Below are 22489 nucleotides of genomic sequence, written 5' to 3' on the forward strand. Positions count from 1 at the left end.
GTTATGGGTCCCGGCCTTCGCCGGGACGACACCGAACTTGACGCGCGGTCTTCGCGTCATAGCCAGCACCACGGCCTCGCCCGCCCTCACTTCTCTGCCAGATAGACCTCGCCCAGCAGCGACGAATTCGACCACGGCACCTGCTTGTTCTTCGTGGTCGAGACCACCTCGGCCCGGACCCGTGTCAGCATCTGCTGCACCTCCAGCCCGGGGGTGCCGATGTGGCGCGACAACGCGGCGGAGAACGGCGAGTTCGCGCCGTCGCCGTCGAGCGCGACCTGGCCCGGCGCGGTCGCGTAGGCGATCAGCGTGCCGGCTCCCAACGTCGCGCCGGTGCCCAGGTTCGTTGGAGCTGCGAGGCCCGAGGCACCGTCGATGCCGCGATTGCCGCCGACGGATGCGACCTGCTGCGCCATCGGATTGTTGCGGCAGGCGTCGAAGATCAGGATGTTGGTGCGGACCTGGTCGTCGAGGCCGGCCATGATCGTATCAGTCTCGATCATCGCCTCCGTCATGTTGGCGCCCGGCTTGAGCGCGACGTCGACGGGAATGAGATAGTTGCGGCCGTCGACCTGCACACCATGGCCGGCATAGTAGACCATCGCGACCTGCGCCCGCGCTGCCTCGCGCAAGAAATCGCGCGTCACCTTCTGCATCGCGGCGCGGTCGAGGTCGATGCCCTCGGACACAGTGAAGCCGATGTCGCGCAGGCTCTTGGCGATGGCGCGCGCATCGTTGGGTGGATTGGGCAGCGCCTTGACATGTGCATAGGCGCCATTGCCAATCACCAGCGCCATGCGCTTGCCGGGGGCGACCGGTGCGGGCGAGGGCGTCGGCGCCGGCCCCGCCTGCTGCGGAGCGGGGGTGGACGTCGGCTGCGTCGTCGGTGACGGCGCATCGCGCGGGATCGGCGCGCTCGCGTCCGTCAGCAGCGACAGCCGCACCTTCGCGGTGGCCTGGTTGGCCTTGCTGCCGGCGTCCGAAGCCACGATCGCCAGCGTCGCCTTGTAGTCGTCCTTCGCATGCGCATAGTCGCCCTTGGCCTCATAGGCGAGCGCGCGATGGATGTAGCCGGAGATCAGCACGCTGTTGGGCGGCGTCATGATGTTAACCGGCGGCCTTTCCTTGGCGAGCCGGATCGCTTCGCTGCCATCGGCGATGGCGCGATCGAGATCACCCTTGGCGCGCCAGATCGCGGTGCGGTTGATCAGCGGCTGCGGCAGCGTCGGATCGAGCCGGATCGCCTGATTGATGTCCGCGAGCGCGCCGTCGAGATCGCCGAGCGCCTCTTTCGAGATGCCGCGGTTCTGGAACGAGAACGCCGATTTCGGATCGGCCTTGATCGACATGTCGTAATCGGCAATGGCCTTGGCATAGTCGCGCTTGCCGCGCCAGGCATTGCCGCGATTGTGGAAGATGATGCCGCTGGGCGGGCCGAGCTTCAGCGCCTCGTCGAAATCCGCGATCGCGATCTCGTACTCGCCCTTGTCGTAATAGGCCGATCCCCGCAAGTTGTAGACCGCCTGGCTCGGCTGGAGCCGGATCGCTTCCGTGGCATCAGTGATGACCTTGGCGTACTCGCCCTTCTTGTTCCACCCGACCGCACGCCAGAAGTAGACCGTTGCGAGCTGCTCGCCCCTGAACACTTTCAGCGCGATGATCCTAGTGCAGGCGTCGACCATCTGGTCCGCGGGCGTGGTCTCGGTGGTGCAGAGCGGGCCGAGCTGATTGCGGGCCTGGGCGAAGGCGGGGCCGGACCACGGCGCGACGATGAGCAGGCAGAGCGCGACGAGCAGGCGACGCATGGCGATATCTCGTGAGAGGAGAGGCGCTTGTTTGTTGCCCCGCGGGGCGCAGGGGTTCACTGGTTCCCGCCCTGGCGCGCGGCCAATCGAGGCGCCTCAATCCGCTATTCCCTGAGTGGGCAGAATTTGCTAGGACGCAGCACCCAATCCGTCTGCCCACCGCGTCCCACCGATGAAAAACGACGAAATCCTGAGCCAGATCACCGAGTTCTGCCGCAAGGCGGGCATGGCGGAATCGACCTTCGGTCGGCGCGCGGTGAACGATGGGAAGCTGGTGCATCGCCTGCGCGAAGGAAAGCGCATCACCATCGACACGCTCGAGCGGATCCAGGCCTATATGGCCGCATCGATGGCCGGCGGCGTGCCGCCGCCACGGGGACTTCAGGTGCCGCCAGAAAAGCGCGACCCGCGCGGCAATTTCCGCTTCTTCGAGAACCGCCAGAAATACCTGCTGTTCGTCCACACCTGCAGCGAGAAGCGGGTGATCGCAGACAGGGTCGCCTTGGAGCTAAGCTCCATCCATCCGCGCCCGCCGGCGCTACGCCTGTTCGACGCGGGCGTGGGCGACGGCACAGTGCTGGCGCGGGTGCTGCGCGCAACGCACCAGCGCTTTCCCAACATGCCGTTCTATGTCGCCGGTAAGGAGCTCAGTCTCGAGGACCTGCGCCTGACGCTGGAGAAGGTGCCGGATCGCATTTTCGAGCATCCGGCGTCGGTGTTCGTCTTCACCAACATGTTCTACGCGGAGGCGCCCTGGCTGACGCCGGCATCGCCTGCGGCGGCGGCGGCCACCGTCTGGCATGAGGTGCCGCTGCGCGGCGCTTCATCGGGCGAGTTCGAGCAGCAGATCGCGGAACTGCGGCCGTTCTTGGAGCAGAACTGGCGCGCCGCGATCAGCCCACGCACGGCCATGCCGCTCTACGAGCGGCCCGTCGTCCTCGTGCTCTATCGCGAGGACCACAGGTTTCTCTTGGATTCGACCATCCCGCGGCCGGGCCAGACCGAGGCCAATTTCGACCTCGTCATCGCATCGCAGCCCTACCGGGCGCTGTCCTCGGTCAATTTCCGGGCCAAGCGGATCATTGCACCCTTGGCGCGGGCGCTCCGGCCTGGCGGCAGGCTGATCGGAATCCACTCCCACGGCCAGGATCCGGGCATGGAAATGATCCAGGCGATCTGGCCTGGAGAAAATCCTTTCTCAGTCAGCCGTCATGAGCTACTGCGTGCAGTTAAGTATGAACTTGGATCGGTGGGCCGCGACTTAAATTTTAATGCTTACGCGGATAACCGTTCGATCTTCAGGTATGATATGGAAGCGCTGCCCAACGAGGTCACCGGCACCATCGGTACCTCGACGGCCTTTGCAGCGTGGAATGCGGCGGTGTATGTCGCTCAGATTGAGGACGACCGGTTGACAGAAATGACTCAAAACGGCCGCACTCTGGATGCCGCCAGGGACGTGCTGCGAAAGTACAATGGGCTCTGGTTTCTCGACGAATCCTACGTCATCTCGCGTCGGCGTGATTGACATCATCAAAAGTAAACATCGCAAACGCCCGCCGGCTAATGGCGGAACAAGGGGTTACTGATGCGCGCATCCTATCTCTTCACCAGCGAGTCCGTGTCCGAAGGCCATCCGGACAAGGTCTGTGACCGGATCTCCGATGAGATCGTCGACCTGTTCTATCGTGAAGGGCCGAAGGCGGGCATCGATCCCTGGGCCATCCGCGCCGCCTGCGAGACGCTGGCGACCACCAACAAGGTGGTGATCGCTGGTGAGACCCGCGGTCCGAAATCAGTGACCAACGAGCAGATCGAAAGCGTCGTCCGCGGCGCGATCAAGGACATCGGCTACGAGCAGGAAGGCTTCCACTGGAAGACCTGCGACGTCGAGATCCTGCTGCATCCGCAGTCGGCCGACATCGCCCAGGGCGTCGATGCGCTGCAGCCGGGCGAGGTCAAGGAAGAAGGCGCGGGCGACCAGGGCATCATGTTCGGCTACGCCACCAACGAGACGCCTGATCTGATGCCGGCGCCGATCTTCTACGCCCACAAGATCCTCCGCCTCATCTCCGAAGCGCGCCACTCCGGCCGCGAGAAGGTGCTGGGCCCGGATTCCAAGAGCCAGGTCACCGTGCAGTACGAGAACGGCAAGCCGGTCGGCGTGCGCGAGATCGTGGTGTCGCATCAGCATCTGATCGAGGACCTCACCTCCAAGCAGGTGCGCGACATCGTCGAGCCCTATGTGCGCGAGGCGCTGCCGAAGGACTGGATCACGCCGAAGACGATCTGGCACATCAACCCGACCGGCAAGTTCTACATCGGAGGCCCCGACGGCGACTCCGGCCTGACCGGCCGCAAGATCATTGTCGACACTTATGGCGGCGCGGCCCCGCATGGTGGCGGCGCGTTCTCCGGCAAGGATCCGACCAAGGTCGACCGTTCGGCGGCCTATGCCGCGCGCTACGTCGCCAAGAACGTCGTTGCCGCCGGTCTCGCCGATCGCTGCACGCTCCAGCTGGCTTACGCCATCGGCGTCGCGCGGCCGCTGTCGATCTACATCGACACCCACGGCACCGGTAAGGTGTCGGAGGACCAGCTCGAGAAGGCCGTCGCCAAGGCGATGGATCTCACGCCACGCGGCATCCGCACGCATCTCGACCTCAACCGCCCGATCTACGCGCGCACCTCGGCCTACGGCCATTTCGGCCGCACGCCGGACAATGAGGGCGGCTTCTCCTGGGAGAAGACCGACCTCGTCGAGCCGCTCAAGCGCGCGCTCTAGTTTTACGCGTCATCCCGGGGCGCGCGCGGTACACGCGCGAACCCGGGATCCTTATCCATCACATCGAGATTCCGGGTTCGCCTCTTTTGGGCGACCCGGAATGACGAGTTCAACAACAGGATACTCGCAATGAACGCGAAGCCCGGCTTCACCGATTACATCGTCAAGGACATTTCGCTCGCCGATTTCGGCCGCAAGGAGATCTCGCTCGCCGAGACCGAGATGCCCGGCCTGATGGCCACCCGCGAGGAGTACGGCCCGAAGCAGCCGCTCAAGGGCGCGCGCATCGCCGGCTCGCTGCATATGACGATCCAGACCGCGGTGCTGATCGAGACGCTGGCCGCTCTCGGCGCCGACATCCGCTGGGTCTCCTGCAACATCTATTCGACGCAGGATCACGCCGCGGCTGCGATCGCGGCCGCCGGCATTCCCGTCTTCGCCGTCAAGGGCGAGACGCTGACTGAATATTGGGACTACACCGCAAAACTGTTCGACTGGCATGGCGGCGGCACGCCAAACATGATCCTCGATGACGGCGGCGATGCCACCATGCTGGTGCATGCCGGTGTCCGTGCCGAGAACGGCGACACTGCCTTCCTCGACAAGCCGGGCTCGGAGGAAGAGGAGATCTTCTACGCGCTGGTCAAGCGCCTGTTGAAGGAGAAGCCGAAGGGCTACTTCGGCGAGATCGCCAAGAACATCAAGGGCGTCTCGGAAGAGACGACGACAGGCGTGCATCGTCTCTACGAGATGGCCAACAAGGGCACGCTCCTGTTCCCGGCAATCAACGTCAACGACAGCGTCACCAAGTCGAAGTTCGACAACCTCTATGGCTGCCGTGAATCGCTGGTCGACGGCATCCGCCGCGGCACCGACGTGATGCTGTCGGGCAAGGTTGCGATGGTCGCCGGCTTTGGCGACGTCGGCAAGGGCTCGGCCGCTTCGCTGCGCCAGGCCGGGTGCCGCGTCATGGTCTCCGAAGTCGATCCGATCTGCGCGCTCCAGGCCGCGATGGAAGGCTATGAGGTCGTGACCATGGAAGACGCCGCGCCCCGCGCCGACATCTTCGTCACCGCGACCGGCAACAAGGACATCATCACCATCGAGCACATGCGCGCGATGAAGGATCGCGCCATCGTCTGCAACATCGGCCACTTCGACAACGAGATCCAGATCGCAGCTCTGCGCAATTTGAAGTGGACCAACATCAAGCCGCAAGTCGACGAGATCGAATTCCCCGACAAGCACCGCATCATCATGCTGTCGGAAGGCCGCCTCGTGAACCTCGGCAACGCCATGGGCCATCCGTCCTTCGTGATGTCGGCGTCCTTCACCAACCAGACGCTGGCGCAGATCGAGCTGTTCGCCAACAACAAGAACGGCAAGTACGAGAAGAAGGTCTACGTGCTGCCCAAGACCCTCGACGAGAAGGTCGCCCGCCTGCACCTCGCCAAGATCGGCGTCAAGCTCACCGAACTGCGCAAGGACCAAGCCGACTATATTGGCGTGAAGCAGGAAGGCCCGTACAAGTCGGATCATTATCGGTACTGATTGCGTCAGGACGTTTGTCCTACTTTTGCCGCGCTGGACAGGCTGTCCGGCGCGGTTTTTGCCATCTAGTGAACTGCATCACATCCTGTTCGATAGCTGCGGTGTTATTGCAATCTTTGGGAGTGAATATTCGCATTGCGATTTCGTTCATTGCTGGAGGGTACTATGGCGTATTTCAGAGACGCATGGCCTTTGGCTTTTGTTCTGGTGGCGGCCAACCCCACCAATGCTGCAACTCCAATCGACTCTGATCCTGCTGCGTTCTTCCAATCCGGCAGCCTCGCAGGTGCGCTTGAAGCGGCATCTGCCGATGTGAAGCAAGACGAAGGCGGTTCGGGTCCGCGGCGGATCCAGCTGTCGCAGTGGTTCAATTTCGCCAATTGTTTTAGCGGGGTCTGGCGAAGGTGTTGAACGATGTGGCGCCCGGCTCTCATTGTACTTCAGCCAACGCCGTTCTGTAACATCGACTGCGACTATTGCTATCTGCGCCACCGCGACGACCGTACCGTGATGGGTGCAAAGGTCGTCTCTGCGATCCGCGACAAGATTTTTCCCAGGATCGCCCGCGACGCCGCGCCGACGATTATTTGGCATGCCGGCGAGCCGACGACAGTGCCCATTGCTTGGTATCGAAGCGCCTACACCGAGCTGCGGAAGACGGCGCCAGGGGCGACCAACTTCTCGCTGCAATCAAACGGGATTGGCCTCGGACGGGACTGGATCGAGTTTGCCCGAGAGACCGGTACGCAGATCGGACTCTCGATCGACGGTCCGCGAGAGTTTCACGATGCGCGCAGGAAGACGCGAAACGGCAAGGGGACCTGGGCTCTGGCGATGCAAGCATTGCGAGAGCTGCAACAGGCGCGGATACATCCCAACGTCGTCACGGTCCTGCATCCGCTGTCGCTTCAGGCAGTCGACGCATATTTCGAGTTCTATCGCGATAACGACATCTCTCACGTATCGTTTTCGATTGATGAGTCCGAGGGACGTCATGCGACGAGTTCGTTCGATGCCGGAGACTACACCGATGCCATCACCGGGTTCCTTTTCGGTCTGATGAAGCGCGCCTATCTCCAGGGCTTCCCGCTGCACATCAAAGAAGTCGAGCGGATCGCCTCGATTCTGGCCGGCGGGCAATTGCGCAACGAGCAGATCGACGCCTGGGACGTCCTGGTCGTCGCTGCAAACGGCGATGTGACGACGTTCTCGCCGGAGTTCATGGAGGTGCGCTCACAGGCGCATCGCAATTTCAATTTCGGGAATATTCTGATCGACGACTTCGATCGGATCTTCACCAGTGCCCTCGTCGCCCGAACTCAGGCAGAGATTCGGCAGGGCGTGGACCTGTGTCGCGCGCGGTGCCGATACTTCGCGGTGTGCGGCGGCGGCGCCCCATCCAACAAGATGCAGGAAAACGGGGGGCTCGATTCTGCCGAGACGCAGTTTTGCAGATTCTCCGTGCAGCCCGCGGCGGAGGCTTTCCGTAAGATGATCCATTGGGCGCGGCAAATACCCGAGGATCGTTTCATTTCCAATCCGAGATGTTTTGCGGAGCCGCTGACGTAGTCGGAAGTTATTTCGATGGGAGGTCACGATGACGGAATGCCCAGCTTCTGTTCTCTCCACCTTCTGTATGTGGACGCAGTATCTTCCTCCTATCATTCAGCAGATTACGGGTCCGCAGATTGCATCATTCCTGTTCGGCGTCCTTGTGGTCGTTGTTTTCTCGGTCGATCATTACAAGGTTCCCACCTACGCTAAAACGACAATCGGCGAATTCATCGAGCTTGCGCCGGAATCGTTGACTTCGCATTCGAGATATATGAAGGGTTTGGCAATCTACGTTGCCTTAATGTTGGGCTTCTACTTCATTTTGCTCGCGATTGGCCCGACCGCGATTGCACCAATTCTGTCCTACATTCCTGGCGGCTCCGACGGCAAGATCGACAATTCGGTTTGGCCACTTGCGGCGACATCGATCATCACTTTGATCGGGAGCCGCGACGACGACAAATATCTCGGCCGGATGGAGGGTTGGCTCCGATCCATCGCCCATGAGGCGGCCTACATCCCTTATGCGGTGACGAACCTCGCGGTCGCGCTCGACGGTAGCTTTCCTCTGGCCGACGAAGAGCTGCGCGCCGCAGGAGAATTCTCCCCGGCGACGCAGGCTCTGATCGAAGACAATCAGGAAGGCTCCAGGCAAAATTGGCTTCGCGCCAAGTTTCTCTATTCGCGGTTGGAGCTGTTGCGAGATCGGGACGATCAGTTCAAGCCGGTGATGAGGCAACCGGAGAACGAGCGTGCTTTTGGGTTCGTTCGCGATCAACGTGATGCCCTGGCCAAGGAGCTTGATCGTGGTGACCCCGGCGAAGATGCTGCGCGGAAGATCGACGCGTTCAAGAATGCGCTCGCAGTGTTCCTGGCATCGATCTTGTGGCGCGCCTGTGAGAACGAAACCGCCGTCAATGCCAAGCTGAGGTCGCTTAAACTCAATGTAAGCACGCCGGCGCCACGTTCGCCTGCGACTTTCATTTTTCATCTGGCGTTCTATCTCGGTGGCGTGGCGTCTGTTTTCCTGATCGCGCTGAAAATCAGATCGATGCAGTTCCATGACGAGTCGGCCCAGCAGAAATGGCACCTCACGTTGGCCTTTTTCGTCTTCCTGCTCACTGCATTCTTCGTTACCCGCTGGCGGGAGAAGCGGCTAGCCAGCGGCGACTGGAAGTACAGTTCGGATGTCGTCATTCGTTGCGCGATCATCAACACGATCGCCGTCACGCTCATCTCGGTGTTGGTCACATTTGCTGTTCACCAGGGCGGAAGCGGCCGGTTCTATGCGATGCTCCTGATGGCGTTCGGTATGGCGCTTCCGTCGACCCTGCTTTTTCAACTGTTGATGCGCTGGGCTGCAAGTTCACCTCCGACGGGTGAGGCGGTCGCCGCTACTGTGGGATGTAGTAGAAATCCATTCGAACTGTTCAGGACAACACTTTATGCAGGTGGCAGCTATTCGATCATCGCGTTCGTATTCGCATTCGTGCTGTACTGGCCGTCGGATTATACAGTCATCAGCAGCACGCCGCTACAATACGTCGAATCGGCGCTGATCAGCCTTAACAACATCGACAAGGTAAATCAGGACAAGAGGGACGAAGACAGCTGGTTCCGCACTTCGGTATCACAGGCATCCATCCGAAATTTGGAAGCCGAGCTGCAGAATGTGAGATCGAGTATCGCGACGGGTAACTATCAGCCTGAAGCGCTGTCTACGATCGTGGCGGAGTGCGATACCATGGGCGACCTGGGTGGAGGGCGACGGCTCTTCAACCCAGGTTGCGAGCTCGGTGGGCTGTTGTCGACCATAGAGAAGGGCGAGGTCATGTCCAATCTGTATGGGCTACAAATGCAGATCTCGAATCTGAAGCCCGCATTCGCAGCTTTTCAGAACTATAAGACCCTTTCGAACGCAGTTCATTTGCAATGGCCAAACGCGTTGCTCGCAAGTCTGATGTGGGCTGTGATGGCTGGCGTCTTTGCTGTCTCTGCACTGTTATATCGGCGGCGGGAGCTGTGGGACGGATTGTCCCTCAGGAAGCTGCCGGACTTTGTGCCGAAGGGGCGGCAGGAAAGGGAATCCTGGCTGCGTACCCCGCTTTACGACCTGGCGAAGCTTTCGCCGCTCGAAGCATTGCGCTATCCAACGTTCCGCGCCCGGTTGGCGGATAATATGAGCGCGCAGCCGAGCATCCAGCCGAGCGTGCCGCACTTGCGAACTGTGGCTTGATTCCGGTTCATGAACGAGTGCTGGAGGTCACGTGTATCGGTTTGGTGGTTGATTTTTGCTCGGATCGAGCGCTAATCAATCTATGGGAGCGCGTGACAGCGAACATTTCGACGTCCTCATCGTCGGTGCCGGCCTGTCCGGCATCGGCGCGGGCTATCATTTGCAGACGAAGTGCCCGGGCAAGAGCTACGTCATCCTGGAGGGCCGCGATTGCATCGGCGGCACCTGGGACCTGTTCCGCTATCCCGGCATCCGCTCCGACAGCGACATGTTCACGCTCGGCTATTCGTTCAAGCCGTGGACCGACCCGAAGGCGATCGCCGACGGGCCGCAGATCCTGAACTATGTGCGCGAGACGGCCGCCGAGAACGGCATCGAGCAGCACATCCGCTTCCGTCATCGGGTCAAGCGCGCATCGTGGTCGACGCCGGAGGCGCGTTGGACCGTGGAGGCCGAGCGCATCGCGGGCGAGGGCGCACCCGAGCTCGTGCGCTTCACCTGCAATTTCCTGTTCATGTGCTCGGGCTATTACAAATACGAGGCGGGCTACACGCCGGAGTTCAAGGGGACGGCGGATTTCCAGGGCCGCATCGTGCATCCGCAGAAATGGACTGAGGACATCGACTATTCGGGCAAGCGCGTCGTGGTGATCGGCTCGGGCGCGACCGCAGTGACCCTGGTGCCGGAGCTCGCCAAGAAAGCGGCGCAGGTCACCATGCTGCAGCGCTCGCCGACCTACGTGGTGTCGCGCCCCGCTCAGGATCCCGTCGCCAACAAGCTGCGCCGCAATTTGCCGACGAGGCTTGCTTATCACCTGATCCGCTGGCGCAATGTGATGTGGGGAATGTTCTTCTTCCAGCTCAGCCGGCGCCGGCCGGCGAAGGTGAGGGATCTCATCCTTAGGGGCGTGCAGATGGCACTCGGCCCCGACTACGACGTCGCGACCCATTTCACGCCGCGCTACAATCCCTGGGACCAGCGGCTGTGCCTCGTTCCCGACGGCGATCTCTTCAAGGCGATCCGCGAGCAGCGCGCCGCGGTCGTCACGAGCGAGATCGACACGTTTACGCGCGACGGTATTCGCCTGAAGGACGGCAGCGAGCTTGCGGCCGACATCATCGTGACGGCGACGGGCTTGGTACTCCAGGTCGTCGGCGGGCTCGAGATCAGCGTCGATGGCCGCGCCGTCGATTTCGCCAACACGCTGACCTACAAGGGCATGATGTATGCCGACGTGCCGAACATGGCGTCAGCCTTCGGCTACACAAACGCGTCGTGGACGCTGAAATGCGATCTCACCTGCGAATATGTCTGCCGGCTCATCAACTACATGGACCGGCATAATTTCCGTCAGTGCATGCCGCACAATGACGATGCCACGATCACCGCGCAGCCCTCGCTCGATTTCACCTCGGGTTATGTGCAGCGCTCGATCGCCAAGATGCCGAAGCAGGGCTCGAAGCGGCCGTGGCGCCTCTATCAGAACTACGCGCTCGACATCGTCTCCTTGCGCTTCGGCCGGATCGACGACGGCGTGATGCAATATTCCTGATCTCCGTATGTTGCCGGAGGAACCCGTCGACCGCTTGAGGCGAACCGCGACTTGAAGTAGTATTGTTGCGTTGCATGCAATTTACTTCCGACAGCGCCTGAGTTCCGCGTCGCTGGCATTGATGGGAGCGCGGGACGTGCACGTGCTTGCTCTGGTCACGCAGAAAGGTGGAAGCGGTAAGAGTACGCTGGCTGTCGGGCTTGCCGTGGCCGCGATGGAATGCGAAGAGCGCGTTGCTCTCATTGAGGCGGACGCGCAGGGCACCATCTCGAAATGGAAAGAGCGTCGCGAGAATTCCTATCCTCGTGTCGAGTGCGTTGCGGATCCGGCAGAGATCGAGCCGGTGCTATCTCGGCTCCAGGCCGAAGGGATTGGGCTCGCAATCATCGACACGGCCGCCACGAACAACGCACTGGCGCTGCGCGCCATCACCAATGCCGACCTCTGTCTCATTCCGGCGCGTCCGAGCCCGGCCGATATCGAAGCTGCCATCCCTACGCTGTTGGCCATTCGTAGGGGTAACCGCCGGTTTGCCTTCATTCTCAATCAGACGCCCACACGGGGGTGCCGGCTGAGTGAAGCTGCCACGTCGCTCAACTCGCTTGGGGTGCTTGCGCTTCCCTTTATTGGACAGCGCAACGACCATCAGGATGCGCTCGGGGTAGGCTTGGGCGTCACCGAGTTTGCGCCGGACGGAAAAGCCTCGGACGAGATCGTTGGGCTGTGGCGCTGGATTTCGGAGCACATCTTCGCGGAGTCGAATCATCATGGGCAAGGCGCGGTCGAGACAGCCTGCTGATGGCGCACGCGCCAAACGTCGGTCGCTGGTGGATCTGACTGCGGCGGTGAGCCGCACAATCGACGAGAGCTTCCTGGAGACGCCGCCGGATCCGGTCGCCGTCCCACGGGGCGATGGACTCCGGAGCGAGCGGGCAGCCAGGGCTGCTCGAAAGAAGCCTGCTCGAAAGGTGCCTGCGGAGACGACCGTTCCCGCGGCAATCGACAACGTCGCGACGTGCTCGTTTACGAAGGTGGAGCTGGGTTCGACGCAATTCCAAAGTGCCAGCAACACCTCCGCTCTCGCCGTGGAGATCGCCAAAGAGATGCAGACGCATGCCCTCGAGGCAATGAAGTTAGGCGTGCATACTGCGTTCGAATATACGAAGGATATTGCCAGTCAGGAAAGCGACGTCCTGGACGGAGCTGCCGCTGAGTGCCACGCTGTCGTGCTCGAATTGATGAAAGTGAATGCAGGCGCGACGCTGCAGTATACGCGCGAGTTGAGCCGCGTGAGAACGCTCTCGCAGTGGGTCGAGTTGTCGAGCTCACATGCGCGAAAGCAGTGTGAGTTGGTGCGACAGCAGGCCGAATTGCTGAAATCATTGACACGCAATGCGAGAACGTCCGGCGCCGACTAGCGCGCATCGGAATCAGGATATCGCCGAGGCCGGGGCGGGGCAGCCCGCCCGCCAATGTTGTTTGCGTATTCGGCCGCTCGTCTGAATCGGCCATCCTGCCCAACGGTTAACGCCGGATTAACGGATGGGTCCTAGCCTGTCTCGGCCGGGGTGACTCGCAAGGCCGAGGTGAGCCCAATGGAAGCCCAGAGAATCGCGGTCGACGCCGTCGTCGCGCTGACCGACTGCGACCGCGACGCCGTCATCGCCTTCATCCGCCGTCTCTACCTCGCCGGCGTCACCGATCCCAAGCGGCTGACGTTCAAGGGCCTCCAGGCGCTGTCGCGGGCCTGATTTGGGCGGTTTCGGCCCCAAGTTCCGCTCGAGGGCTCTCCCCAGCGTGATTGCAACCCGGCGGTGAATATCTTGCCGCTCGGGCCCCGTCGGGCTACACGACACACCGGCTGGGTCACTTGGGATTGGGGAAATGCTGAAACAGCTTTTTGCGCCGCAACTTGTCATTCTTTATGTGCTGGCGGCCTCGACGATTTACGTTCACTTCCGCGGCAAGCAGCGGCTGCGCTTCGCGCGCCAGCTCGGCGATCACTCGACCTACCTCGCACCCTACAACGTGCTGATGTATGCTGGCTCGGCCGTGCCCAACAAGCCGGTGATCTCGGTCGATCAGTTTCCCGAGCTGAAGCCGCTGAGCGAGAACTGGGAGACCATCCGCGACGAAGCGGTGCGCCTGTTCGACGAAGGTTTTATCCGCGCCGCAGCCAAGAACAACGACTGGGGCTTCTATTCCTTCTTCAAGAGCGGCTGGAAGCGGTTTTACCTGAAATGGTACGATGACTTCCTGCCTTCGGCGCGCACGCTCTGCCCGAAGACGGTGGAGCTGCTGAACTCGATCCCGAGCGTGCACGGCGCGATGTTCGCGATGCTGCCGCCGGGCGGCAAGCTAGGCGCCCATCGCGATCCCTTCGCGGGTTCGCTGCGCTATCACCTCGGCCTCGTTACGCCGAACTCGAACAAATGCCGGATTCTCGTCGACGGCGTCGAATGCGTCTGGCGCGACGGCGAAGCCTTCATGTTCGACGAGACCTTCATCCACAGCGCCGAGAATGCGACCGACGTCAACCGCATCATCCTGTTCTGCGACGTCGAGCGCCCGATGAAGTTCGGCTTCATGACCGCGATCAACCGCTGGGTCAGCCATCACATCGTCAAGGCGTCGGCGACCCAGAACGTCGACGGCGAGAATGTTGGCGTGCTCAACAAGGTGTTCGGCAAGCTCTACGAGATCCATCTCGGCAGCCGCAAGGTCAAGGAGTGGAACCGCAACGTCTACTACACGCTGAAATATTCGCTGACGGCGCTCGTCCTCGGCCTCATCGTGCTGTCGGCGTTGCGGTGAATCGACGCCTCGCGATGAGCCCCTTGCCGGTCGCGAATACGGAGATCGTGCGGTTCTTCCGCCAGTGGCTGGACACCTTCGCGGGCTATGTCCGCGAGGTCGACTATGCCTCGGCGCGGCCGCTCTTCCATCCGGATGTGCTCGCCTTCGGCACGCATAACGATGTCATCCCCGGCCTCGATCAATGGGTCGCGACGCAATGGGACAACGTCTGGCCGAAGACGACCGATTTTCGTTTCGTGCTCGATCAGACCTCGATCCTGGCATCGTCCGACGGCACGATGGTGACCGTGATCGCGCCGTGGACGAGCACGGGCTATCATTCCGATGGCAGCGCGTTTCCACGCCCCGGGCGGGCGACGATGGTGTTCTCCAAGACCGCCGACGGCTGGCTGTGTGTGCATTCCCACATGTCGCTCAACCGCGGAGTGCCTCAGGCGAGCCACGCCAATCGGCCGGTAAAGGCCTGGTAGAGCCAACCCATCCGGCAGCGTGCGCCGCCGGCTTTATTGGCCGACTAAAGTTTTACACTCTCGTTCCAGTTCGGCCGGAACCCTTGGAACCTGATCTCGTTTTTTCCTCAACGAATAACCGGTGAAAGATGCGCAACCGGGGGGCTGTTCGAGGGAAACGCTCCCATGGCAACACTCGACCTTGATGCCACCCGACTTACTGAATCCGAGCATCAGCGCCAGCTTCGTCGCGCGGTGATCGCGTCCACGGTAGGGACCGCGATCGAATGGTATGATTTCTTCCTCTACAGCACCGTCACCGGTCTGGTTTTCGCAAAGCTGTTCTTTCCGCAGTCCGATCCCTGGGTTGGCACGCTGGAGGCGTTTGCGATCTACGCAGTCGGCTTCGTCGCGCGCCCGATCGGCGCGGCAATCTTTGGACACTATGGCGACCGCATCGGACGTAAATCGACGCTGATCGCGACGCTGCTTTTGATGGGACTGGCGACCGCCGCAGTGGCCGTGGTGCCGACCTATGCGAGCATCGGCATCTGGGGCGCCGTGATCCTGACCGTGCTGCGATTCATTCAGGGCGTCGGCGTTGGCGGCGAGTGGGGCGGCTCGGTGCTGATGTCGATGGAATGGGCCCGCAGCGACCGATCCCGAGGATTGATCGCGTCATGGCCGCAATTCGGCGTGCCCTGCGGCCTGTTCCTCGCAAATCTCGCCGTGCTGGCGTTCAGCCAGATGGCGGGCGATCAGTTCCTGGCGTGGGGCTGGCGCATTCCGTTCGCGCTCAGCATCATCCTGGTCGGCGTCGGGCTTTATATCCGGCTCGGCATTCTCGAAACGCCGGTGTTCTCAAAGCTCGTGGCCGAACGTCAGGTCGACCGCACGCCGATGCTGACGGTGATCCGGGAATACCCGAAGGAGATCCTGCTGTCGGCCTTCGCGCGCATGTCGGAGCAGGCGCCGTTCTACATCTTCACCGCCTTCGTCTTCTCCTATGGCATCGGCACCCTGCACGTTTCGCGCGACTTCCTGCTGACCGCGGTGCTCTCGGCCTCGGTGCTGTCGTTTGTCTCGATCCCGCTGTGCGGACATATCTCCGATCAGATCGGCCGCAAGAACATGTACATGATCGGCGCTGCCGTGACGGGCATCTTCGGCTTCGTCTATTTCGCGCTGCTCAACACCGGATCACCAACCATCATCTTCCTTGCGATCATCCTGTCGCTGATTCCGCACGACATGCAGTACGGGCCGCAAGCCGCCTTGATCGCCGAGAGTTTTACCGGACGCCTGCGCTACAGCGGATCCTCGCTCGGCTATCAACTCGCATCCGTGATCGCCGGCGGCCCGGCGCCGCTGATCGCAACCTGGCTGTTCGGCACGTTCCATTCGGCGACCGCGATCGCGATCTACATCGCGATTTGCGCTGTCATGACGCTGGCCGCAACCGCGATGATGACCGATTACACCGGGAAGGATATCAACGCGGTGGGCGCGCATGAGCGGCGAACTTGAGGCCGCAAAAAAGCCCCGGACGTGACGTCCGGGGCTTGGCCTGTCTGTGATCTCGAGCTCAGCCTATTCCGGCTGGCCGATGCTCACCTTCAGCGTGCCGACGCCGTCGACGCCGCATTCGAGCTTGTCGCCCACCTGGAGCTGCGAGACGCCGGCCGGCGTGCCCGTCATGATGATGTCGCCGGCGGCGAGCTTCACCTGCTGCGAGAGCTGCCAGATGATCTCCGGCACGTTCCAGATCAGCTCGGTGAGGTCGCCCTGCTGCGCTTCCTTGCCGTTGACGGTGAGCCAGATCTTGCCCTTCGAGGGATGGCCGATCTTCGAGGCCGGCTGCACCGCGGAGCAGGGGGCGGAGCCGTCGAACGACTTGCCGATCTCCCAGGGACGCTCCTTCTTGCGCGAGGCGATCTGGAGATCGCGGCGGGTGAGGTCGATGCCGACGGCGTAACCGTAGACGTGGTCGAGCGCCTTGTCGGCGGGGATGTTCAGCCCGCCGCTCTTCATCGCGACGACCAGCTCGACCTCGTGATGCAGATCCTTGGTCAGCGGCGGATAGGGAATGGTGGCGCCATCCGGCACCAGCATGTCGGCGTGCTTGGCGAAGAAGAACGGCGGGGCGCGCTCGTCATTGCCCATCTCGCGGATGTGCTCGAGATAATTGCGTCCGACGCACCAGATGCGGCGCACCGGATAGCGGCCGCTTTCCCCGACGACGGGAAGCGATGCCTGGGGCGGAAGCGGAATGACGTAGGAGGCGGCGTTCATGAAGCGGTCTCGCGGCTCTTGAGGTTGATAAGGAACTCTATGCGGTTGCGCTGATCGGCGCCAGTGCACCGACATCGTGATGTTGCAGGCGGAAGAACGAGGCGTAACGGCCGGAGCGGCGCAAGAGCTCGTCATGCCGGCCCTGCTCGACGATCTCGCCGCCCTCGACCACCAGGATGCTATCTGCGTGCATGATGGTGTGCAGGCGGTGCGCGATCACGATGGTGGTGCGGTTCTGGCAGAGATGCTCGATCGCCTCCTGCACCTGACGCTCGGACTCCGAATCGAGCGCGGCGGTGGCTTCGTCCAGGAGGATGATCGGCGCGTTCTTGATCAGCGCGCGCGCCACCGCGATGCGCTGGCGCTGGCCGCCAGAGAGCTGCGTGCCGTGCTCGCCGACCGGCGTGTCGTAGCCGAGCGGGAAGCCCATGATGAAATCATGCGCGCAGGCCGCCTTCGCCGCCTCGATGATTTCCTGTTCGGTCGCGCCCGGCCGGCCGAAGGCGATGTTGTTGCGGATGGTGTCGCGGAACAGATAGACGTCCTGGCCGACATAGGCGGTCTGCGCCCGCAGCGATTTGCGCGAGACCGAGTTGATCGACTGCCCGTCGATCACGATCTCTCCTTGCGTCACCTCGTAGAAGCGCAAGAGCAGCGCCAGCACGGTCGACTTGCCGCCGCCGGACGGGCCGACCAGGGCGGTGACCTTGCCGGGCTCGGCAACGAAGCTCATGCGGTTGAGCACGGTCTCGCCTGAGCGATAGGAGAAGCTGACATCGTGCAGCTCGATGCGGGCATCTGACAGCTTCAGCGCCGGCTTGTCGTCGTCGGACTGCTCGCTCGCGGGGCTGTCGACGACCTCGAGCAGCATGCGCGCGCCGACCAGCTGGCTGTTGAGGTCGATGTTGAGCCGCGCCAGCCGCTTGGCCGGCTCGGTCGCCATCAGGAACGCAGTCATGAAGGAGAAGAACGCGCCGGGCGTCGCATTGAGCGCGACCACGGCGTAGCCGCCGTACATCAGGCAGCCGGCGACGGCGAAGCCCCCGAGCATCTCCATCAGCGGATTGGAGCGGTTGGCGACGCGGGCCATCTTGTTGGCGTTGCGCTCGACGACCGCGATGTTCTCGTCGATGCGGTTCTGCATGGTATCTTCGAGCGTGAACGCCTTGACGGTGCGGATGCCTTGCAGCGATTCCTGCATCGTCTCCAGGATGTCGGCGGTGCCGGTGAACTGGTTATGCGCAAGGCCCTTGATGCGCTTGACCAGCTTGCGCAGCACGAGCATCGCCGGCGGCACTGCGACAAGGCCGATGAACGACATCAGCGGGTCCTGCCACGCCATCACACCGATCATCGCGAGCAGCATCAACAGGTCGCGCCCGATCGCGTTGACCAGCATGTTGAGCACGTCGGTGATGGACTTGGCGCCGGCGGTCAGCCGCGCCAAAAATTCCGACGAATGCCGCTCGGAGAAAAAGCCGACGCTCTCGCGCATCAGCTTGGCGAACAGCTGGCGCTGGTTGGTCGCGAGGATCGCGTTACTGATCTTGGTCAGGATCACCATGTGGCCGTAGGTCGCCACACCCTTGATGAACAGCAGCACCACCGTGATGCCCGAGAACATCGCGATGCCCGGGATGTTCTTGTCGACATAGGCCTGGTTGATGACCTGGCCGAGCACATAGGTCGCGCATGCGGTTGAGCCTGCGGCGAGCGCCATCAGCGCAAAGGCGACGAGGTAGCGACGCCAGTAGACGACCCCTTGTTCCATGACCAGGCGGCGAATCAGGACCGCTGCCGCATAGGGATCGTCGGTGATTTTCTTTGGAAACTGGGCCATCCGGTGTCCATTGACGGCGCAGGACAAAGCCTGCCCGCGCGTCAGGGATCGATGGGCCTCTGTGCCCGCTCAAGCGGGGTTTTTCAAGCCCAATTAAGGGCTTGCGCTCGGGATGATTCTAGGCCGAGACGGCGTGGCGAAGCTCGCCATGGCGCTCGCGGAACAGCCTGTCCTCCCAGGCCAGCGCATGCGCGGCGATGGTCTCGAGGTCCTCGTATTGCGGCTTCCAGTCGAGCAAGCCGCGGATGCGGCTGGTGTCGGCGACCATGCTCATGATGTCGCCGGGCCGGCGCGGGGCGTATTGCACGGCGAAGCTGCGGCCCGAAACCCGGCGCACCGCATCGATTGTCTCCAGCACCGAATAGCCGCGGCCATAGCCGCAATTGAGCGTCGTCGAGGTGCCGCCATTGCGCAAGTACGCCAGCGCGGAGCGATGCGCCTGCGAGAGGTCCGTGACGTGGATGAAGTCGCGGATGCAGCTTCCGTCCGGGGTCGGATAGTCGGTGCCGAACACGTCGATCTTGGCGCGCTGACCGGTGGCAGCTTCCACCGCGATCTTGAGCAGATGCGTGGCGCCGACGGTGGCAAGGCCGATGCGCGCCTGCGGATCGGCGCCGGCGACGTTGAAGTAGCGCAAGGTCACATATTGCATGCCGTAGGCGGCGGCGACGTCGTGCAGCATGATCTCCGTCATCAGCTTCGACGAGCCGTAAGGCGACAGCGGCCGCGTCGGCGCGTGCTCGGGCACCGGCACCTGGTCCGGATTGCCGTAGACGGCGGCGGTCGAGGAGAAGATGAAGCGGCCGATGCCGCGCTTGACCGCGACGTTGAGCAGATTGCGCGCGGTCGTGAAGTTGTTGCGATAGTAGCCGAGCGGATCGCGCATCGAATCCGGCACGACGACCGAGCCCGCGAAATGGATGATGCTCTCGATGTCGTGTTGCGCGATCACGCCTTCGAGCAGGTTCTCGTCGCCGGCATCGCCAATGAACAGCGGCACGCCTTCCGGCAGATAGGTGGAGAAACCTGTGGAGAGATCGTCGATCACGACGACGTCCTCGCCGGCTTCGGCCAGCGCCAGGACCGTGTGACTTCCGATATAGCCGGTGCCGCCGGTGACAAGCACAGTCATGATCTCACCCGTCTTCGATCAACGCGCAAAACTAGCGCTGGCGTGGTGAAGAGGGGGTATCGGCGCGGCTGAACTGGTCACTATGCTTAATGTTGCGTATAGGGGACCTGCTAAACGGAGCATGACGTGGCGAATTTCCCCGGCGATCTCGAAGTGATCGTGCCAAATCTGCACAGGCGTTATTCCGGGGTCACCGCGACCAATCGGATGGTCGCGCCGCGGCTGGCGAAACTGTATCGCGCGGCGTGGTTCGGCTCCGATGCGCCGGACGGGATTGCGCACCTGAGTCGTGCGGATTTCCTGAAACTATGGCGTCGCAAGACGCCGCTGGTCTGGCATGCGCGCCGCAACAACGAGATGATCGCCGGCGTCGCGTTGCGCGCGCTGGGCTGGCCCTTGAAGCTCGTGTTCACCTCGGCGGCGCAGCGGCATCACAGCTGGATCACGCGCTGGCTGATCCGGCGCATGGACGCGATCATCGCAACGAGCGAGATTTCGGCATCATTCCTCAAAGTGAAGGCGACGGTGATTCCGCATGGCGTCGACACCGACGTCTACGCACCGCCGACAGATCGCGCCGCTGCCTTCGCGGAAGCGGCGCTGCCGGGCCGCTACGCGATCGGCTGCTTCGGCCGTGTGCGCGCCCAGAAGGGCACCGACGTGTTTGTCGATGCGATGTGCCGGCTGTTGCCGCGGCATCCTGATTTCACCGCTGTGATCGTCGGCCAGGTCACGCCCGAGCAGACGCCCTTTGCCAACGACCTGAAACAGCGCATCGCGGCCGCCGGCCTGCAATCGCGCATCGTCATCACCGGCGAATTGCCGATCGGCGAGGTGCAGCGCTGGTATCAGCGATTGACGATCTACGCTTTCACCTCGCGCAACGAAGGTTTTGGCCTGACGCTGATCGAGGCGATGGCGGCCGGCAGCGCCCTCGTCGCCGCACGCGCCGGTGCGGCCGAACTCGTGGTCGAAGATGGCGTGACCGGCGTGCTGATGCCGCCGGGCGATGTGGATGCGCTGGTCGCCGGGCTGGAGCCGCTGATGCGTGATGTGGACGCCGCGACCGCGATGGGCGCGCGCGGGCGGGCAAGGGTGCTCGAACGCTTCAGCCTGGATGCGGAGGCGGCGCGGATCGGCGAGGTCTATCGCCCGCTGCTCTGAGCGTTGCTTTCGTGGGTGCAAACAAAAAGTGCGAAAACAACCCCATGCACCGTAGCCGGGGACAATGAAATCAACGGTTTGGCGGTGAGCTTGTTTTTCTTGCGGATTTTTCGAATCGCCGTTGACTTGTCGGGCAAAACACTGGCAGGATGTCATCATCGGCGCCCGCGCCACTCACGTCGTCGCCCTTGCCCCCGTCTCACCCAGCACCCGCTGCGCAATCGCCACCACCTCGCTCGCCGCGATGTCGCGCATGCAGCGGTGATCGTTCATCTTGCAGATCGTGCTTTGGCAGGGCTGACATGACAGCACGCTCCTGTCCTGCACGACGGTCGCGGCGAGGCCGTTGAGGGGGGCCCAGAGGTAGGGGCTGGTCGGGCCGAAGATGCCCATGGTGGGCGTGCCCAGGGCGGCTGCGATATGCATCAGGCCGGAATCGTTAGAGATCGCGACGCCGGCGGCGGCTATGGCCAGCACGCCGTTGCGCAAATCGCTGCCGGTGAGGTCCTGCACCCCCGCGCCGCCGGCAGCGACGATCTCCTGGGCGAGGCCCTTTTCCGCGGGGCCGCCGACCACCCAGACCTCCAGGCCGCGCTCGACCAGCAATCGGGCGGCCTCGGGATAGTAGGTCCAGCGCTTTGACACGCCGACCGAGCCGGGGGCCAGCGCCACGGCCGCGCCGGCGCTGAGGCCATTGGCTTGCCGCCAGCGGACGATCTCCTCGGCGGGGACGCGCAATTGCGGCACCGGCCATTCCGGAGGCAGCGGCGCGCCGTCGGGTTGGGCGAGGGCGGCGTTCTTGTCGATGAAGCGGGGCAATTTTTTCTCGCCCCAGCGCCAGTGGTTGATCAGGCCGAACCGGAACTCGCCGACGAAGCCGACCCGTTCAGGAATGCCCGCCAGCGCGGGCGCGATGGCCGCCTTCCAGGTCCGGGGCAGCACCAGGGCGGTGCCGTAGTTCCGCTCGCGCAGGAGTTTTGCCAGGCTGAGCTGGCGGCCAACTGCGAGCCGGCCACGCGGCAGGTCCCAGACGACGCCAGCGCGCACGCCGGGCATGTAATCGACCAGCGGGGCGCACAGGGAGGTGGACAGGAGATCGACCGGCCGGTTGGGCCAGCGCTGCTTCAGGACCCTCACGACAGTGTGATTCCGGACGAAATCGCCGATCCACATGTAGGGAATGATCAGGATCGGACTTGTGTCGTCCCGGTCTGCATGTCCACTAAGTTGCGAATCTATATTCATTTGTTAATAGGGCCGAAGGCGAGCTATGGGCCGTTCGGTTAGCCGCTCCGGGCCGGCAGGTAAAGCC

General features: G+C 62.7%; 19 protein-coding genes. 14 read left to right on the forward strand and 5 right to left on the reverse strand.

Translation table 11 applies throughout. The features are described from left to right. Window positions 1–86 precede the first annotated feature (86 nt). Entirely contained in the window at window positions 87–1805 is a 1719-nt protein-coding gene (locus ACNJX8_RS14595; protein ID WP_439361186.1) for a caspase family protein, read from the reverse strand. Between the two features lie 172 nt (window positions 1806–1977). On the opposite strand from ACNJX8_RS14595, the gene ACNJX8_RS14600 reads away from it, so the two are divergent. From ACNJX8_RS14600 to ACNJX8_RS14660, 13 genes are all read left to right on the forward strand, one after another. Then, window positions 1978–3333, forward strand: coding sequence for a hypothetical protein (locus ACNJX8_RS14600; protein ID WP_128938832.1), 1356 nt, complete (start codon window positions 1978–1980; stop codon window positions 3331–3333). Between the two features lie 60 nt (window positions 3334–3393). Continuing rightward, window positions 3394–4590, forward strand: a complete 1197-nt coding sequence (metK, locus tag ACNJX8_RS14605; protein WP_128932730.1) for a methionine adenosyltransferase — start codon at window positions 3394–3396, stop codon at window positions 4588–4590. 129 nt (window positions 4591–4719) lie between these two features. Further along, the gene (gene ahcY, locus ACNJX8_RS14610) at window positions 4720–6141 is read left to right on the forward strand and encodes an adenosylhomocysteinase (protein WP_128938831.1); all 1422 of its coding nucleotides are present in this window, start codon (window positions 4720–4722) and stop codon (window positions 6139–6141) included. 165 nt (window positions 6142–6306) lie between these two features. Continuing rightward, window positions 6307–6552 carry a hypothetical protein gene (locus tag ACNJX8_RS14615; RefSeq protein WP_128932732.1) on the forward strand — a complete coding sequence of 82 codons (246 nt, stop codon included), beginning with the start codon at window positions 6307–6309 and terminating at the stop codon, window positions 6550–6552. Window positions 6553–6555: 3 nt separating this feature from the next. Then, window positions 6556–7710: a cyclophane-forming radical SAM/SPASM peptide maturase GrrM/OscB gene (gene grrM / locus ACNJX8_RS14620; protein ID WP_439361187.1), complete on the forward strand. Its 1155-nt coding sequence runs from the start codon at window positions 6556–6558 to the stop codon at window positions 7708–7710. Window positions 7711–7738: 28 nt separating this feature from the next. Further along, entirely contained in the window at window positions 7739–9931 is a 2193-nt protein-coding gene (locus ACNJX8_RS14625; RefSeq protein WP_439361188.1) for a hypothetical protein, read from the forward strand. 82 nt (window positions 9932–10013) lie between these two features. Then, window positions 10014–11483 carry a flavin-containing monooxygenase gene (locus ACNJX8_RS14630; protein ID WP_128932735.1) on the forward strand — a complete coding sequence of 490 codons (1470 nt, stop codon included), beginning with the start codon at window positions 10014–10016 and terminating at the stop codon, window positions 11481–11483. 136 nt (window positions 11484–11619) lie between these two features. After that, window positions 11620–12282 carry a nucleotide-binding protein gene (locus tag ACNJX8_RS14635; RefSeq protein WP_249756742.1) on the forward strand — a complete coding sequence of 221 codons (663 nt, stop codon included), beginning with the start codon at window positions 11620–11622 and terminating at the stop codon, window positions 12280–12282. Continuing rightward, complete coding sequence (locus ACNJX8_RS14640) at window positions 12251–12901, forward strand: phasin family protein (protein WP_439361189.1); 651 nt, start codon at window positions 12251–12253, stop codon at window positions 12899–12901. The genes ACNJX8_RS14635 and ACNJX8_RS14640 overlap by 32 nt, the downstream gene beginning before the upstream one ends. A 177-nt stretch (window positions 12902–13078) precedes the next feature. Further along, a complete protein-coding gene (locus ACNJX8_RS14645; RefSeq protein WP_007612486.1) occupies window positions 13079–13234 on the forward strand; it encodes a hypothetical protein in 156 nt (51 codons plus the stop codon). 133 nt (window positions 13235–13367) lie between these two features. Next, a complete protein-coding gene (locus ACNJX8_RS14650) occupies window positions 13368–14297 on the forward strand; it encodes an aspartyl/asparaginyl beta-hydroxylase domain-containing protein (protein ID WP_128932737.1) in 930 nt (309 codons plus the stop codon). Between the two features lie 14 nt (window positions 14298–14311). Beyond that, window positions 14312–14770 (forward strand): YybH family protein, encoded by a 459-nt coding sequence (locus ACNJX8_RS14655; RefSeq protein ID WP_128932738.1) that lies wholly within the window; start codon window positions 14312–14314, stop codon window positions 14768–14770. A 165-nt stretch (window positions 14771–14935) separates the two neighbouring features. After that, complete coding sequence (locus ACNJX8_RS14660) at window positions 14936–16276, forward strand: MFS transporter (protein WP_128932739.1); 1341 nt, start codon at window positions 14936–14938, stop codon at window positions 16274–16276. 63 nt (window positions 16277–16339) lie between these two features. Here the strand turns inward: ACNJX8_RS14660 and ACNJX8_RS14665 are convergent, their stop codons facing one another. The 3 genes from ACNJX8_RS14665 to galE form a co-directional block, all read right to left on the reverse strand. Then, a complete protein-coding gene (locus ACNJX8_RS14665) occupies window positions 16340–17041 on the reverse strand; it encodes a fumarylacetoacetate hydrolase family protein (RefSeq protein WP_249756740.1) in 702 nt (233 codons plus the stop codon). Between the two features lie 37 nt (window positions 17042–17078). Beyond that, window positions 17079–18881 carry an ABC transporter ATP-binding protein gene (locus ACNJX8_RS14670; protein WP_439361190.1) on the reverse strand — a complete coding sequence of 601 codons (1803 nt, stop codon included), beginning with the start codon at window positions 18879–18881 and terminating at the stop codon, window positions 17079–17081. 118 nt (window positions 18882–18999) lie between these two features. Continuing rightward, window positions 19000–20013 carry a UDP-glucose 4-epimerase GalE gene (gene galE / locus ACNJX8_RS14675; RefSeq protein ID WP_439361191.1) on the reverse strand — a complete coding sequence of 338 codons (1014 nt, stop codon included), beginning with the start codon at window positions 20011–20013 and terminating at the stop codon, window positions 19000–19002. Window positions 20014–20139: 126 nt separating this feature from the next. Between galE and ACNJX8_RS14680 the strand changes: the two genes are divergently transcribed. After that, a complete protein-coding gene (locus ACNJX8_RS14680) occupies window positions 20140–21177 on the forward strand; it encodes a glycosyltransferase family 4 protein (RefSeq protein ID WP_439361192.1) in 1038 nt (345 codons plus the stop codon). Between the two features lie 174 nt (window positions 21178–21351). Here ACNJX8_RS14680 and waaF read toward each other — a convergent pair whose 3' ends face one another. Then, window positions 21352–22422 (reverse strand): lipopolysaccharide heptosyltransferase II, encoded by a 1071-nt coding sequence (gene waaF / locus ACNJX8_RS14685; RefSeq protein ID WP_439361193.1) that lies wholly within the window; start codon window positions 22420–22422, stop codon window positions 21352–21354. Between the last annotated feature and the right edge of the window lie 67 nt (window positions 22423–22489).

Source organism: Bradyrhizobium sp. SPXBL-04 (genome assembly GCF_051853035.1).
Lineage (GTDB): Bacteria > Pseudomonadota > Alphaproteobacteria > Rhizobiales > Xanthobacteraceae > Bradyrhizobium > Bradyrhizobium zhanjiangense.